The sequence below is a fragment of the Streptomyces sp. XY431 genome, assembly GCF_001279805.1.
Lineage (GTDB): Bacteria > Actinomycetota > Actinomycetes > Streptomycetales > Streptomycetaceae > Kitasatospora > Kitasatospora purpeofusca.
Map to the genome: position 1 here is coordinate 35,996 of NZ_LGDO01000140.1, position 16,130 is coordinate 52,125.

Genomic DNA, 16,130 nt, shown 5'->3' on the forward strand with positions numbered 1-16,130 from the left:
ACCGGTTCACCTCCGGGGACCGTCCCCGCACCGTAGCGTGTGGGCGGCGTTCGGGGCATCGGGATTGACGTGGTGGAGGGGCGGTCCGGGTGGTGAAGGTCGACGAGGTCGGCGGGCTGGTCGGGCGGGGGCGGCGGCTGCTGGACGAGCACGACGCGGCGGCGGATCCGCGGCGGGCGGCGATGGCGCTGTCCGGGGCGCTGACGGCGTTCACGCAGGCGCGCACGCTGCTGGAGGACGCGGGGCCGGCCGCGCCGGGAGGGGTGCTCGCGGAGGTGCGGTGCCTGCTCGGGCTGACGCTCGCGGTCCGGTACTGGAACGGCGTCGAGCGGCCGGAGTTCGCCGAGGACGAGGAGATCCGGGCCGCGGTGTGGGCCGAACGGGCCGAGGCCGTCGGGCTGTTGACGATCGGCGTGGCCGTGCTCGACCCGGGCGACCCGGAGCGGGCGGTGGTCGCGGCGAAGCTCGGGCTGCTGCTGTACGCGCGGTTCGAGGACGGGGAGGAGGACGAGCGGGCCCGTCCGGAGGACCTCGACCGGGCGGTGGAGGCGCTGCGCCTGGCCTGCCCCGTCCCGGTGCCGCCCGGGCCCTGGCAGGTGCTCGGCCCCGGCGGACCGGGCCGCACCGGGGACGGGCGGGACCGGGACGACGCCTATGGCGCCCACGACGCGTATGGCGCCCACGACGCGTATGGCGCCCACGACGCGTATGACACCTACGACGCCTACGACGACCAGGATCCCGGCCACCTGATGGCCCTCGGCTGCGCGCTCGCCGACCGCTTCGACCGCGACGGCGCCCCCGCCGACCGTGCCGCCGCCGACGCCGTCCTGACGGGCCTGCTCGACCGGCTGCGCCCGCAACCGTGGCACGAACCGGGCGACGCCCCGCCGCGTCCCGACCCGGCCGCCGTTCCGGGCCCGGCCGAGCTCGCCGACCCCGTCGAACTGCTCGCCCGCCAACGCCTGGTCCGGCTGCTGCTCGGCCCGGAGGCGGACGGCGGCGGGGACGCCGGGACGGCCGACCGGGCCGTCGCCCAGCTGGAGACGATCGCGGCCACCACCGAGCCCGACGCGCCCGCCCGGCTGTGGGCCGCGCTGGTCCTGGTGGACCGGTACGAGGCCCGCGGCGGCGGCACCGTCGGCCCCGAGGACGCCGCCCACCGGCTCGCCCGGCTGCGCGACCTGCGCCGGCTGGTCCCGCCCGAGGACCCGGACGGCGGCACCGTGCGCTGGGTGCTCGGGAGCACGCTCGGCGGCCTCGCCCGGCTCGACCGCTACCTCCTGACCGCCGAGGCGCGGGAGGCCGTCGAGGTGCTGCGCGAGGGCCTCGCCGGGATGGCCGGGGACGACCCGGTGCGGCCGCCCTCGCACGCGATGCTCGGCACGATGGTCAACGCGCTGTGCGAGCAGGAGCCGGACTCCTACCGCCTGGAGGAGGCGCTGCACCACCTCGAACGGGCCGTCGACACCATGGGCGAGGAGGACCACGGCATCCGCCGCAGCGACATCCTCCAGCAACTCGCCCACGCCTCCATCGCCCGGGACGAGTTCTCCACCGACCGGGCCGCGCTGGACCGGGTGATCGGCCTGCTCGACGACGCCCGGGCCCGGCCCTCCGGCACCCTGTGGTCGGAGGAGCACCTGGACGGCTCGCTGGCCGCCGTGATGAGCAAGCGGTTCGCGTTCACCAACGCCGCCGCCGACCTGGACGCGGCGATCCGGTACGAACGCGCCGCGTTCCGCCGGGCCGCGCCGGACGACGTCAACCGCGTCGTCCATCTGGAGAACCTCTCCGTCAGCCTCTACCGGCGCTACCTCATCGGCGGCGACCACCAGGACCTGGAGGCCTCCCGCCGCTACACCGACGAGGTGGTGTCCTTCCTCGCCACCAGCGACCTCCCGGGCGTCGGGCGGCTGCTCGGCGGGCAGCGGCCGATGCTCGAACGGACCCGGCTGATGCTGGAGTTCCAGGCCGCCCTGGTGGTCCAGGACGTCGAGGCGATGGCGCGGGTGGTGGCCGAGCTGGAACCGCTGGTCGCGGCGGTGCCCGAGGACGATCCGCTCCGGCTGATGGCACGCGGCGACCTCGGCGTGGTGATGTTCTTCCACGCGGTGCACGGGGGCTCGGCCCGGCTGACGGACGCGGTCGCTCTGATGATGGAGGCGGCGGACGGAACGCCGGCCGGGCACCTGTACAAGGCCGTGCTGACCATGCGGGCCGCCGGCGCGCTCGTCATGCTCGCCGTGCAGCGGCCGTTCAACGAGACCCACGCGGGGGGCGCGCTCCGCTACCTGGACGCCTTCCTCGCGGAGACCGACCCGGCCGGCCTGGAGGGCTCCCGGGGCCTGCTGCTGCGGGCCACCCTGCTGCTGGAGCGCTACCGCCACGCGCGCCGGCCCGCCGACGCCGCCGAGGCGCTGGCCGCCGCGGGGTCCGTGCGCGAGCGGATGCGGCAGGGGACGCCGACCCGGATGCTGGCCAAGGTGAGCGGGATCCTCGCCGCCGTCCACCGGGCCCGACTCGGGCCGGAGGACCGCCGGCTCGGCCGCGAGTTCGGGCTGGCCGGGCTGCGCGAACTCGCCGCCGCGACCATGCTCCAGGCCTCGGCCGAACCCGCCCTGGTGCTGGCCAGGGACGCCGCGTCCGAGGCGCTGACGATCGCCGGGTGGTACATCGCCGACCGGGAGCACGAGGCGGGGGAGGCCCTGCCCGGCACCCCCGTCCCCGGCGCCCCCGTCCCCGGCGCCCCCGGTCCCGGTGCCTCCGGTCCCGGTGCCTCCGTCCCCAGTGCCCCCGGTCCCGGCGCCGAGCCCCACCTGCGGGCCGCCGTCGAAGCGCTGGAACTGGGCCGTGGCCTGGTGCTGCACGCCTCCACCGCCACCACCGACGTCCCCGACCTGCTGCGGATCGCCGGGCACCAGGACCTCGCCGAGGCCTGGCTCGGATCCGGCGGCGACGGCGCCGGATCCGACGGCGGGCCCGCCGACCCATTCGACTTCGACGCGCTGCTCGGCCTGCCCGGCACCCTGCTCGAATCCCTCCCCGGCGGCGCCGACATCCCCATGCCCGACGACCTGCGCCGCCGCGCGCTCACCGCCCTCGCCGCCGCCCCGGCCGGGACGGCACTCGTGTCCGCGCCCCCGGTCGAGGAGATCGCCCGGAGCCTGCGCGCGGCCGACGCGGACGCCCTGGTCTACCTGCTGCCGCCCGCCGACGGGCGCAGCGGCACGGCCCTGCTGATCACCGCCGGCGAGGACGGCGGCGCCGTCGACCTGCTGCCGCTCACCCTGGTCAGCAGCTCGGCGCTCGACCTGCTGCACACCTACCGGCGGGCGCACCGCGAACGCCAGTCCACCCTGGACGAGTTGCCGTCCCGTCACCCGGAGCGGGTCGCCGCCCGGCGCCGCTGGCTGGGCACCCTCGGCGAACTCTGCGACTGGGCCGGCACCGCCGTGATGCGCCCGCTGCTGCGCCACCCGGCCCTGCGGTCGGCCGCCGCCCGCCGCGCGCCGGGTGCGCCGCCCCGGCTGGTGCTGGTGCCGTTCGGCGCGCTGGGCGGTGTGCCCTGGCACGCGGGGCTGCTCAGCAGCGGGCTGCGCGACGGCGGACGGCCGGTGCGGGCCGTGGAACGCGCGGTGGTCTCCTACGCCGCCTCCGCCCGGCAGTTCTGCGAGGTGGTCCGGCGGCCCCGGCTGCCGCTCGCCGAACGGCCGGTGGTCGTCGGCGACCCCACCAGGGACCTGATGTTCGCCGAGGTCGAGGCCGAGTACCTGCACGCCGACCACTACCCGCACGGCACCCTGCTCGGCTACGTCGAGGACGCCGAGGGGGCGGGCACCCCGGCCGAGGTGCTGGCCGCGCTGCCCGCGCCCGGACGGGCCGGGGCCTCCGTGCTCCACCTGGCCTGCCACGCACTGCCGTCCGGGCGCTCGCCGCTCGACGCCTACCTCGCCCTCGCCCCCGACCCGGGTGCCGGGGACCGCGAGGGCCGGCTGCCGGTCGGCGACATCCTCCGCCAGGCCCTGGGCCGACCGCCGGGCTCCCCGGGCGGGCTGGTCGTGCTCGACGCCTGCGTCAGCGACCACACCGGCGAGGACCTCGACGAGGCGCTCACCCTCTCCAGCGCCTTCCTCGCCGCCGGGGCGACGGGCGCGGTCGGCTCGCGCTGGGAGGTGTCCGACGAGATGGTCTGCGTGCTGATGTACGTCCTCCACGGCCGCCTCGCCGCCGGCGACCCGCCCGCCGAGGCCCTGCGCCGCGCCCAGCTGTGGGCCCTGGACCCCGACCGCAGCCTGCCGCCGGGCGCCCCGCCCGAACTCGTCTCGCTGGCCCGCCGCGCCCCGGACGCCCTGGAGGTCTGGGCGGCCTTCTCCTACCAGGGCTACTGACCGGATGGCGGTAAGCCCTGAACTTGCGCTACGGCAGAGCGAGTTCCTTGCGGGCCTCGGTGATCCGGTCCAGCACGCCGTGCGCCTCGGAGGTCTCCGCCAGTCCGGTCGCCTCCGCGAGCAGAGCGGCGGCGTCCTCCCGCCGGTCCTGCTGGGCGGCGAGGTGGGCGAGGCCGACCAGGTTGGCCGCCACGGCGGGCAGGAAGCCGAGTTCCCACCGCAGCCGGGTGGATTCCTCCAGCCGTTCGCGGGCCGTCGGGAGGTCCCCGGTGATGTGGGCGGCGATGCCGAGGTGCCGCAGTGCGTAGCTCATGGTGAGGAGGTCCCCGGTGCGGGTGGCGAGGGCGAGCGCGCCCTCCAGGGCGGGGAGGGCGGCAGCCGCGTCGCCCCGGACGACCTGGTGGAACGTCCCGGTCCAGAACAGCGCCTCGCCCTCGCCCCGCGCGTCGCCGAGCTCCCGGTAGAACGCGGCGGCCCGCTCGAACAGCTCCAGCTCGCGCGGATCCTCGACCCGGTCCGCCAGGAACCGGGCGTGCAGCACCCGCCCCCGGGCCAGCGCGAGGTCCGCCTCGACCCCGTCCAACCCCCGCTCCGCCGCCGTCAGTCCACTGCCGTCGCCACCGAACACGGCTGTCTCGTAGTGGAGTCCGGCCTGCTCGATCCGTATGTCCCTGGTCATGCGCCGATCCTAGCCAGGCGGTCCGCCCGCGGTGGGGCCTCCTCGGCGGTGGCCGCTTCGCCCCGGGCGGAACCGCCGGTCGGGGTCCGTGCGTGATCGGGGGTGTCCCAGTACCGCCCGTCCCCGCACACGCTTGGAGTCCCATGACCGACTACCGGACCGTCGGCCTCATTCACCTGTTCATCGCCGCCGTCTCGGTCCTCACCCCGTTGATCGGCGCCGTGGTGGCGGGTACGTTCCTCCGTCGCCGGGGGCGCAACGCCCGCCTGGCGATGATCGGCTGTCTGGTGACGGCCCCGGGGCCGGTCGTCCTCGTCCTGGGGGCGGGCCTCGGCCTCGACACCGTGTTCGCGGACCTGGAGCCGCTGGTGGCGATGAGCGTGCTCTCGGGGATCGCGACCCTGTTCCACCTGACCGGTCTCGTGCTGATCCTGGCCGGGGCCCTCAGTGCGCCCGCCCGGCCCGCTCCTCTCCAGGCTCCCTATCCCTACGCGGCCCCGTTCCACGTGTATCCCAACGACGCGCCCCCGGGGCACTGACGCGAGGGAGACATGCCGGTGCCCGCCCCCGCGAACGCGGCGGGGCGGGACGCCGTCAATGGCCGGGGCGGGCCTTTGACGACATCCCGCCATCGCGGCGCCTGCCGCTGCAACAAGTGCTGGGGGGAAGGGACTTGGCGAAGCCCGGCGGCAGTCGAAGGGCGGCCGGGAGCGGGGGAGGAGGTCGGTTCCGACCCGGGTCGCAGCCGTCCCGGGTCCGACGGGGGAGGCGGACCCGGGACGTGCTGAAATCGCGCTGCTGACAAGCGCGTTCACCGGTCCGCCGAGGGGTCGGGGTCCGGCTCTGCGACTACCGTGGACCAGGCCGGCCCGGGGTGTCAACGCGAACCGCCCGCCAGGCCCCTGTCGGGCCGTCAGGGACTGCCTCAAGGGGCACCGCGCGGCGCGCCGGCCTCACTCCGCCGGGATGTGCGCGAGCATCCGCTCCATCCCGCCGATCCAGTTGGCCCGCAGGGCGGTGATGGCGCCGGGTAGGTCGTCCTCCAGCAGCCGGCGGGCGATCTCGCAGTGCTCCTCCGACTCGCGGGCCACCGGCTCGTCCTCCGCGACGACCAGGTTCTCGTAGCGCCGCATCCCGGCCTTGACCCGGGTGAGGAGGTCGAGCAGGCGCTCGTTGGAGCAGCCGCTGAGCAGCAGGCCGTGCCACTCGTCGTCGCGCCGGTCGACCGTCGCGTGGGCGGCGACCTGGTCCGGGAAGCCCTGGGCGAGGTCCAGCAGGCGCGGGGCGATGGACCGCAGGTGTGCCGGGTCGGAGGACTCCAGCGCCAGCGACTCCAGGGCGGCGACGATCGCGACCAGTTCGCGGAACTCGGTGCGGCTGACCGGCGCGAAGCGGAAGCCCCGGCCCTGGCTGCTCTCCAGCACGCCCTCGCCGGCCAGGGCGATCAGGGCCTCCCGCAACGGGGTGCGGCTGACCCCGAGTTCGGCGGCCAGGACCGCCTCGTTCACGTCGGTGCCGGCCGCGAACTCGCCGCGGGTGAGGCGGTCCATCAGCTCGTCGCGGATCTGCTCGCGCAGTGGGCGGCGCTCGATCGCCATCGGGATCCCCCTTTTTTCGGATTCGCAGCATAGCCCTTGACCGCATTCAGTGTACTGCACTATGTATTTTGAATACAAAATTCCCAGCGGGGTCCTCGACCCCTGGAGGAGGCGGAGCATGGGCCTGACCCGGGTGCCGGGACTGCTGTTCGGGGGCGACTACAACCCCGAGCAGTGGCCCGAGGAGGTCTGGCAGGAGGACGTCCGGCTGATGGCGGAGGCGGGCGTCAACCTCGTCACCGTCGGCGTCTTCTCCTGGTCCCGACTGGAACCCGCCCCCGGCGTCCACGACTTCGGCTGGCTGGACCGTGTGCTCGACCTGCTCCACGCGCACGGAATCGCCGTCGACCTCGCCACCGCGACCGCGACCCCGCCGCCCTGGCTGGTCCGCGAGCACCCGGAGGTGATGCCGGTCGACGCCGCCGGGACCAGGCTGGAGTTCGGCTCCCGCCAGGGCTACTGCCCCTCCTCGCCGGTGTTCCGCGCCGCCACCGTCCGGCTCGCCCGGGCCGTGGCCGAGCGCTACCGCGGCCACCCCGCGCTCGCCATGTGGCATGTGAGCAACGAGTACGCCGACCACACCGCCGAGTGCTTCTGCCCGGAGTCGGCCCGCGACTTCCGCCGCTGGCTGCAGGAGCGCCACCGCTCCCTGGACGGCCTCAACGCGGCCTGGGGGACGTCCTGCTGGGGCCAGCACTACACCGACTGGACGCAGATCGAGCCGCCCCGCAAGGCGCCCGGACCGGTCAACCCGGCGCAGCTGCTGGACTGGCGCCGCTTCTCCAGCGACGCGCTGCTCGCCTGCTTCGAGGCCGAGCGCGCGGTGCTCAAGGAGGTCACCCCGGACGTGCCGGTGACCACCAACTTCATGAGCGTGCTGCGCGACCTCGACTACTGGGAGTGGGCCGCCGCCGAGGACGTCGTCACCGACGACGCCTACCCGGACCCGGCCGACCCCCGGGCCGCGGTGAAGGCCGCGCTCAGCTACGACCTGATGCGCTCGCTGAAGCGGCAGCCCTGGCTGCTGCTGGAGTCCGCGCCGAGCGCGGTCAGCTGGCGGCCGGTCAACGTCCCCAAGGACCCCGGGGTGATGCGGCTGCACAGCCTCCAGGCGCTCGCCCACGGCTCCGACGGCGTGATGTTCTTCCAGTGGCGCCAGGCCCGCTACGGCCCGGAGAAGTTCCACTCCGCGATGCTGCCGCACGGCGGCACCGCGACCCGGCAGTGGCGCGAGACGCTCGCCCTCGGCGCGGACGTCCGCCGGCTGGCCGAGGTCGCCGGCAGCACCACCCGGGCCGAGGTCGCGCTGCTGCTGGACTGGGACAGCTGGTGGGGGCTGGAGGCGCCCGAGTCGATGCCCTCCGACCGGCTCCGGCTGCACGAGCTGCTGCTCTCCTGGTACGCGCCGCTGCACGCCCGGGGCATCGCCGTCGACCTGGCCCCGCCCGGGCGCGACCTCTCCGGCTACCGGCTGGTGATCGCCCCCAACCTCTACCTGTGCACGGCCGAGCAGGCCGCCGCGCTGGCCGCCTTCCCCGGCCACCTGGTGGTCGGGCCGTTCAGCGGGGTGGTCGACGCCGCCGACCAGGTCCACGACGGCGGGGCGCCCGGGCCGCTGCGCGAACTGCTCGGGGTGCGGGTCGAGGAGTGGCGGCCGCTGCCCGACGGCGTCACCCAGGAGGTGGAGACGGCGGACGGCACCCGGCTGACCGCCCGCACCTGGACCGAGTGGCTGGAGGCCGACGGGGCCGAGGTGGTGGCGCGCTACCGGGGCGGCCCGCTGGACGGCCGCCCGGCCGTCACCCGGCGCGGTGCCAGGACCGGCAGCGCCACCTATCTGAGCTGTCTGCCCGAGGACCCGTCCCCGCTGCTGGAGGAGGTGCTGGCCGCCGCCGGCGTCACCGGCGTCGTCGGGCCCGACCTGCCCGAGGGCGTCGAGGCCTGCCGCCGCGGCCGCTACCTCTTCCTGCTCAACCACGGCAGCCGGACGGCCACCGTCCCGCTGCCGATCCCGGCCCCGACCGGTACCGACACCGACACCGACATGGTGTTCACCGACCTGCTGACCGGCCGTCCGCTGCCGAGCGGCCCCCTGAAGCTCGCGCCCGGCGACGCCGTCGTCCTTGAGCAGTCCTGATCCGGTCCTGATCCGGTCCTGATCCGGTCCTGGAGCAGTCCTTAAGCAGTCCTGATGCCCGAAGCCCTGACCCGAGGAGTGCCAGTGGCCCATCCCTACATCCCCAACGCGGGGCCCGAGACCAGGGCGGCGATGCTCGCCGAGATCGGCGCCCCCGACGTCGCCGAGTTCTACCGCGACATCCCCGCCGAACTCCGGCTCGACCGCCCGCTCGACCTGCCCGCGCCTTACACCGACGAGCCCGGCCTGGTCCGGCACCTGCACGGCCTGCTGGCCCGCAACACCCACCCGGCCGAACTGCTGAGCTTCCTCGGCCACGGCTGCTACCACCACCACGTCCCGGCGGTGTGCGACGAGGTCAACGGCCGGGGCGAGTTCCTCACCGCCTACGCGGGCGAGCCCTACGAGGACCACGGCCGCTTCCAGGCCCTCTTCGAGTACGTCTCGATGATGGCCGAGCTGCTGGAGATGGACGTCGTCAACGTCCCGGTCTACGACGGCTACCAGGCGACCGGGACGGCCCTGCGGATGGCCGCGCGCCGCACCGGACGCTCCAAGGTGCTGGTGAGCGGGGCGATCGCGGCCGACAAGCTGGCCAAGATCCGCGACTACCTCACCCCGGACGTCGAGGTGCAACTCGCGCCCGTGGCCGATTCCGGGGAGATGGGCGAGGTGCGGCTGGACGACACCTTCGCCGCCCTCTACCTGGAGACGCCCACCGTGCACGGCGTGGTCGAGACCCGGGGCCGGGAGCTGGCCGAACTGGCGCACGGCGTCGGCGCGCTGCTGGTCGTCGGCACCGACCCGATCTCGCTCGGCGTGCTCGCCCCGCCCGCCTCCTACGGCGCCGACCTGGTCTGCGGGGACATCCAGTCGCTCGGCATGCACCCGCAGTACGGCGGCGGCCAGGCCGGGTTCATCGCGAGCCACGACGACGAGCGGCTGGTCGCCGAGTTCCCGTCCCGGCTGTTCGGCATCGCCCCGACGGCCGTGCCCGGCGAGTACGGCTTCGGCGACGTCTTCTACGACCGGACCTCGTTCGCGCTGCGCGAGGAGGGCAAGGAGTGGGTCGGCACCGCGGCCGCCCTGTGGGGCATCACCGCCGGCGTCTACCTCGCGCTGATGGGCCCGCAGGGGATGCGGGAGATCGGCGAGACCGTGCTCGCCCGGACCCGCTACGCGATGCGGGCGCTGGCCTCGGCCGGCGCCGTGGTCCGGCACCAGGAGGCCGTGCACTTCCGGGAGTTCGCCGTGGAGGTGCCGGACGCCGACGCGCTGCTCGCCGACCTGCACGGCCGGGGCATCCTCGGCGGCGTGCGGCTCGGGGACCGCGAGGTCCTGGTCTGCGTCACCGAACGGCACTCGATCGCCGACATCGACACCCTCGCGGCGGCCGTCAAGGACGCCCTCTCCGCCCTGGGAGGCGCCGAGTGAGCTCGCACACCGAACCCTTCGCCAGCCTGCCGGTCACCCCCAAGCCGGGCCTGCGGCGCTTCCACCAGGCCCGCTGGGACGAGGAGGTCGTCTTCGAGCTGTCCCGGCCCGGTCGGCGCGGCGTGGGCGTGCCCGCGCCCGGCGCTCCCCTGGTCGAACTGCCGGAGTCGATCGCCCGCCACACCCCGCCGGCGTTGCCCGAGCTCTCCCAGAACCAGGTGGTCCGGCACTACCTGCGGCTCTCCCAGGAGACCCTCGGCGCGGACTTCAACATCGACGTCGGCCAGGGCACCTGCACCATGAAGTACAGCCCCAAGGTCAACGACTCCTTCGTCCGTGACCCGAGGATCGCCGCGCTGCACCCGCTGCAGCCCGAGTCCACCGTGCAGGGCGTGCTGGAGATCTACTGGCGGCTGGAGCAGATCCTCAAGGAGATCTCCGGCATGGCCCGGGTGTCGCTGCAACCGGGGGCGGGCTCCGCGGCGATCTACGCCAACATCGCGATGATCCGCGCCTACCACGCCTCACGGGGCGAGGGCGGGCAGCGGGACCAGGTGATCACCACGATGTTCTCGCACCCCTCGAACGCGGCCTGCGCCAAGGTCGCCGGCTACGAGGTGATCACCCTCATGCCGGACGCCGACGGCAACCCGGACCTGGAGGCGCTGCGGGCGGCGGTCGGGCCCCGCACCGCCGCGCTGATGATCACCAACCCGGAGGACACCGGGATCTTCAACCCGCGGATCAAGGAGTTCGTCGACCTGGTGCACCAGGCCGGCGGGTTGGCCTGCTACGACCAGGCCAACGCCAACGGCATCCTCGGCATCACCCGGGCCCGGGACGCGGGCTTCGACCTGTGCCACTTCAACCTGCACAAGACCTTCTCCACCCCGCACGCCTGCGGCGGCCCGGCGGCCGGCGCCTGCGGCGTCTCGGCGGCGCTGGTGCCGTTCCTGCCCGGGCCGGTCGTCGACCGGGTGGAGGCCGCGGAAGGGGCGCAGGAGGTGTTCACCCTGACCACCCCCGAGCGCTCGGTCGGCAAGATCCGCCCCTTCCTCGGCGTCACCCCCAACGTGGTGCGCGCCTACGCCTGGGTGATGGCGCTCGGCGCCGAGGGCCTGCGCGAGGTCGCCGAGACGGCCGTGCTCAACAACAACTACCTGCTGGCGAAGGTCGCCCGGATCCCCGGCGCCTCGGTGCCGTGGGCCGACCGCCGCCGGGTCGAGCAGGTCCGCTACTCCTGGCAGCAGCTGACCGAGGAGACCGGCGTCCACTCCGAGGAGATCGGCATCCGCGCGGCGGACTTCGGCGTGCACTACTGGACCAGCCACCACCCGTACGTGGTGCCCGAACCGTTCACCCTGGAGCCCACCGAGTCCTACTCCAGGGAGGACCTCGACGAGTACGCGGCGATCCTCGCCCATGTCGCCGACGAGGCCCGCAAGGACCCGGAGTTCGTCCGCAACGCGCCCTACCGGCAGACGGTGCACCGGATCGACCCGGCCTCGCTGGACGACCCGGCACAGTGGTCGCCCAGCTGGCGCGCCTACCGCCGCAAGCACGGCGGGCAGCCCCGGGCATGATCGTCGGCCTGATCGTGAACCCTGTCGCCGGCCTCGGCGGAGCCGTCGCCCTCAAGGGCAGCGACGGGACGGACATCCAGGCCAGGGCGCTCGCGCTGGGCGCCGTCCCCCGGGCGGCCGAGCGCGCGGCCGCCGCGCTGCGCGCCCTGCGGGCCCGCCGCCCGGACGTCCTGGTGCGCACCGTGGCCGGGCCGATGGGGGAGGACAGCGCCCGGGCGGCGGGCGTCCCGTACCGGCTCGCGCACCGTCCGCCCGCGACATCGGCGTCCACCGGGGCATCGGCCACCGGCGCGGCCGACACCCGGGCGGCGGTCTCGGCGCTCGGCGAGGTGGACCTGCTGCTGTTCGCGGGCGGTGACGGGACGGCGCGCGACGTCCTGGACGCGGGGCCGCGCCCACCGGTGCTCGGCGTCCCGGCCGGGGTGAAGGTCTACTCCGGCTGCTTCGCCGTCAGTCCGGCGGCGGCGGGCGCGACCGCCGCCGGGTTCGACGGCCGGACCGTCGACGCGGAGGTGGTCGACCTGGACGAGGAGGGCCACCGCGCGGGCCTGGTCGGCGCCCGGCTGTACGGCACGCTGCGGGTGCCGGCGGCCCGGGAGCGGCTGAGCGGGCGCAAGACCGGCTCCTCGGCGGCGCCGCCCGGCTCGGCCGAGTCCATCGCCCGCGCGGTGGTGGCGGGCATGCGTCCCGGCACCGCCTACGCGCTCGGCCCCGGCGCCACCACGCTCGCCGTCGGGCGGGCGCTCGGGCTGGCGCTGACACCGCTCGGCGTGGACGTGGTCCGGGACGGCGCCCTGCTCGCCCCGGACGTGACCGAGCAGCGGCTGCATGCCATTGCCATGTCACAGGTGACGCATGGTGTGTTGTCGGTGATCGGTGGGCAGGGTTTCGTGATCGGGCGCGGGAACCAGCAGTTCAGTCCCCGGGTCCTGGCCGCGCTCGCCGGGGTCGTCGTGCTCGCCACCCAGCAGAAGCTGGCCGCGCTCGGCGGGCGGCCGCTGCTGGTCGACAGCGGCGACCCCCGGGCCGACGCCGCGTTCGAGGGCCACGTCCGGGTGGTCACCGGACACCGTGAATCAGTGCTGTACCGCATCAGTTCGGCGAGTGAGGAGCTTTCATGAACACCCTGCGCAACAAGGTCGCCATCGTCACCGGCGGCGCCTCCGGCATCGGCCGGGCCACCGCCGAACTGTTCGCCGCCGAGGGCGCCGCCGTGGTCGTCGCCGACCTCGCGGACGCGAGCGAGGTCGTCCGCGGCATCGAGGCGGCCGGCGGCCGGGCGGTGGCGGTGCGCGCCGACGTCTCCTCGGAGACCGACTGCGAACGGATCGTCACCATCGCCGTGCAGACCTTCGGCGGGCTGCACGTCCTGTTCAACAACGCGGGCATCATCCGCCGCCAGACCGCGCTGGAGATCTCCGCCGACGACTGGGACCGGGTGATGGCCGTCAACGTGCGGTCCGTCTACCTGATGTGCCGCTTCGCCGTGCCGGCCATGACCGAGGGCGGGTCGATCGTCAACACCGGCTCCGGCTGGGGGTTGAAGGGCGGCGGCAACGCGCTGTCCTACTGCGCCTCCAAGGCGGCGGTCGTCAACATGACGCGCGCGCTGGCGATCGACCACGCGGCCGCCGGCATCCGGGTCAACTCCGTCAACCCGGGCGACACCATGACGCCGATGCTGCGCGACGAGGCGCGCCAGCTCCAGGAGGAGTGGGCGGTGTTCGAGAAGGACGCCGCCGACCGGCCGATGGGCCGGGCCGGCACGCCGCAGGAGATCGCCGCCGCGGTGCTCTTCCTGGCGGGCGACGCCAGCAGCTACATGACCGGCTCCGCCCTCGTCGTCGACGGCGGCGGCCTCGCCTGACACCCGCACCATCCGCTCCACGTACGTACGGACGCACCACCCGCTCCAGGTACGGACGCACCACCCCCAGCACGCACCGAGGTACCACCCCCCTTCGCGACACCCCACCCTCACGAAAGCCCAGGAGGCATCCGATGTCCGCTTTCACGAGTCCGACGAGGTTCACGAGAAGAACAGCCCTGGTCGCCGCCGCGGCGGCACTGGCCGTCACCGTCACCGGCTGCAGCGGAACCAACGGCGCGGGCGGCGCCGGCGACGCCAAGGCCGACGGCGGCAAGGTCACCATCCGCTGGTCGACCTGGGGCTCGGCCGAGGACATGGCGGTCTTCAAGACCTTCACGGACGAGTTCGCCAAGAAGTACCCGAACATCACCCTCAAGCTGGAGCAGGTCGCCTCCTACGAGGACTACCACCCCAAGCTGCTCACCCAGCTCACCTCCAAGACCGCACCGGACGTCTTCTACGTCGGTGACGACTACATCGGCAAGCTGGTCGCCGACGGCGTGCTCTCCCCGCTCGACCAGCAGCTCGCCGGACCGGACAGCCGCAGCAAGCCGGCCGACTTCTTCGAGGGCATCTACGGCGGCGCCAAGAAGGACGGCGTCACCTACGGCGTCCCCAACGACACCAACCCCGAGGTGCTCTGGTTCGACAAGAAGGCCCTCGCCGCGGCCGGCATCACCGAGGACCCGGCCGCGCTGAACGAGGCCGGCCAGTGGACCACGGCGAAGTTCCTGGAGATGAACGCCAAGCTCAAGGCGGCGGACCGGACCGGCACCATCTTCTGGAACTGGTACGGCGCCAACTACAGCGTCGTCAACGGCTTCGGCGGCAAGGTGTGGGACGGCGGGAAGTTCGTCGCCACCTCCGACCCGAAGACCCGCCAGGCGCTGAAGACCCTCTCCGACGGCTACCGGGACAAGACCTTCGCCTCCGCCGACCTGCTGCCCGAGGGCAACGGCGCGGCCACCCAGTTCATCAAGCACAAGGCCGGCTTCTACGCCGGCGGCCGCTGGGTCATCGAGGGCATCGACAAGGGCGGCGACCGCGAGAGCTACGACATCGTGCCGTTCCCGTCCGAGAGCGGGCAGCCGATACCCGGCGCCGTCGCCGCCTCCTACCTGACCGTCAACAAGGACAGCAAGCACCCGAAGGAGGCCTTCACCTTCCTGACCGAGTTCGTCAGCAAGGAGGGCCAGCAGCTGCGGCTCAAGGGCGGCAGCGCCGTCCCCTCCGTCCGGGGCGCCGAGAGCCTGGTCACCGAGGGCAACTACCCGCCGCACGCCAAGACCTTCCTGGACGTCCGCGACCGGGGCTTCGCCAACTACCCCGACGAGGTGGCCGTCCCCGGTCTGACCAAGGCCATCAACGACCAGCTGATGAAGATCTGGGAGGGCAAGACCGGCTTCGACGAGGGCATGACCCAGCTCCAGACCCTGGTCGACGGCATGAAGGGCAACAAGGGGTGAGCGCCCCCACCCAGGCCGCGGCCCGGCGGCGGGAGCGTCCCGCCGCCGGCCCGGCGGGCAGCGCCCCCACCGCGCGCGGCGGCCGCGAGCCGCTCTGGCGCCGCCGCGACCGGCGGTGGGCCCTGGTCTTCCTCGGCCCCCAACTGCTGGGCCTGCTGGTCTTCCTGGTCGGCCCGCTCGGCTTCGCCGTGGTCCTCTCCTTCATGCGCTGGGACGGCCTCGGCGACGCGACCTGGGTCGGACTGGACAACTTCCGCACCCAGCTGACCGATCCGGAGTTCGGCCGGGCGGTGTGGAACACCCTCAAGATCGGGCTGATCACCGTGCCCGGCGGCCTCGCCCTGGCGCTGCTGATCGCCCTCGCCCTGCACGGGGTGCGCGGGCGGACCGCCTACCGTGTCGTCTACTTCCTCCCCGTGGTGACCAGTTCGGTCGCGGTGTCGGTGATCTGGCAGATGATCCTCGGGGGCGGCGCCGACGGCATCCTCAACGGGACCGTCCACGACATCCTCGGGATCACCCTGCCCGACTGGCTGGCCGACCCCGACTGGGTGGTGGTCGCGGTCTCGGTGGTGACCGTCTGGTCCTCGCTCGGCCTCAATGTGGTGATCTTCCTGGCCGGGCTGGCCACCGTCCCGACCAATCTGCTGGAGGCCGCCCGGATCGACGGAGCCGGCCCCTGGCAGACCCTGCGCTCGGTCACCCTGCCGCTGCTGTCGCCCACCGTCTTCTTCACCGTGGTGGTGTCGGTGATCAGCTCGTTCCAGGCCTTCGACCTCGTCTACGTCCTGGTCAACCCGGACCACAACGAGGGCGCCCAGACCATCGTCTACAAGGTCTACCAACAGGGCTTCCGGGAGTTCCACTTCGGACTGTCGAGCGCCGCCGCCCTGCTCCTGCTGCTGCTGACCCTGATCGTCACGGCGGTCCAGTTCCAGGCGCAGAAGCGCTTCGTCCACTACGAGTCCTGAG

Annotated in this window: 11 protein-coding genes; 9 read left to right on the forward strand and 2 right to left on the reverse strand. The window is 74.1% G+C overall.

Going from position 1 to position 16,130, the window contains the following annotated elements:
• Positions 1–89 precede the first annotated feature (89 nt).
• The gene (locus ADK60_RS47685) at positions 90–4,391 is read left to right on the forward strand and encodes a CHAT domain-containing protein (RefSeq protein ID WP_053646978.1); all 4,302 of its coding nucleotides are present in this window, start codon (positions 90–92) and stop codon (positions 4,389–4,391) included.
• Positions 4,392–4,419: 28 nt separating this feature from the next.
• Here the strand turns inward: ADK60_RS47685 and ADK60_RS17115 are convergent, their stop codons facing one another.
• Positions 4,420–5,070, reverse strand: a complete 651-nt coding sequence (locus ADK60_RS17115) for a hypothetical protein (RefSeq protein ID WP_053646980.1) — start codon at positions 5,068–5,070, stop codon at positions 4,420–4,422.
• 143 nt (positions 5,071–5,213) lie between these two features.
• Here ADK60_RS17115 and ADK60_RS17120 point away from each other — a divergent pair, with 143 nt between their 5' ends.
• Positions 5,214–5,609 carry a hypothetical protein gene (locus tag ADK60_RS17120; RefSeq protein WP_053646982.1) on the forward strand — a complete coding sequence of 132 codons (396 nt, stop codon included), beginning with the start codon at positions 5,214–5,216 and terminating at the stop codon, positions 5,607–5,609.
• A 414-nt stretch (positions 5,610–6,023) separates the two neighbouring features.
• On the opposite strand, the gene ADK60_RS17125 is transcribed toward ADK60_RS17120, so the two are convergent.
• Positions 6,024–6,668: a GntR family transcriptional regulator gene (locus ADK60_RS17125; protein WP_052709184.1), complete on the reverse strand. Its 645-nt coding sequence runs from the start codon at positions 6,666–6,668 to the stop codon at positions 6,024–6,026.
• A gap of 118 nt (positions 6,669–6,786) precedes the next feature.
• On the opposite strand from ADK60_RS17125, the gene ADK60_RS17130 reads away from it, so the two are divergent.
• From ADK60_RS17130 to ADK60_RS17160, 7 genes are all read left to right on the forward strand, one after another.
• Positions 6,787–8,805, forward strand: coding sequence for a beta-galactosidase (locus ADK60_RS17130; protein ID WP_053646983.1), 2,019 nt, complete (start codon positions 6,787–6,789; stop codon positions 8,803–8,805).
• Positions 8,806–8,889: 84 nt separating this feature from the next.
• Positions 8,890–10,239: an aminomethyl-transferring glycine dehydrogenase subunit GcvPA gene (gcvPA, locus tag ADK60_RS17135; protein ID WP_053646985.1), complete on the forward strand. Its 1,350-nt coding sequence runs from the start codon at positions 8,890–8,892 to the stop codon at positions 10,237–10,239.
• Positions 10,236–11,822 carry an aminomethyl-transferring glycine dehydrogenase subunit GcvPB gene (gcvPB, locus tag ADK60_RS17140; protein WP_079008436.1) on the forward strand — a complete coding sequence of 529 codons (1,587 nt, stop codon included), beginning with the start codon at positions 10,236–10,238 and terminating at the stop codon, positions 11,820–11,822. Before gcvPA ends, gcvPB begins: the two co-directional genes overlap by 4 nt.
• Positions 11,823–11,836: 14 nt before the next feature.
• The gene (locus ADK60_RS17145; RefSeq protein ID WP_234371121.1) at positions 11,837–12,943 is read left to right on the forward strand and encodes an ATP-NAD kinase family protein; all 1,107 of its coding nucleotides are present in this window, start codon (positions 11,837–11,839) and stop codon (positions 12,941–12,943) included.
• A complete protein-coding gene (locus tag ADK60_RS17150) occupies positions 12,940–13,689 on the forward strand; it encodes an SDR family NAD(P)-dependent oxidoreductase (protein WP_045940822.1) in 750 nt (249 codons plus the stop codon). Before ADK60_RS17145 ends, ADK60_RS17150 begins: the two co-directional genes overlap by 4 nt.
• A gap of 134 nt (positions 13,690–13,823) precedes the next feature.
• Entirely contained in the window at positions 13,824–15,158 is a 1,335-nt protein-coding gene (locus tag ADK60_RS17155) for an ABC transporter substrate-binding protein (protein ID WP_079008437.1), read from the forward strand.
• Complete coding sequence (locus tag ADK60_RS17160; RefSeq protein WP_079008438.1) at positions 15,155–16,129, forward strand: carbohydrate ABC transporter permease; 975 nt, start codon at positions 15,155–15,157, stop codon at positions 16,127–16,129. The genes ADK60_RS17155 and ADK60_RS17160 overlap by 4 nt, the downstream gene beginning before the upstream one ends.
• The last annotated feature ends 1 nt before the right edge of the window (position 16,130 follow it).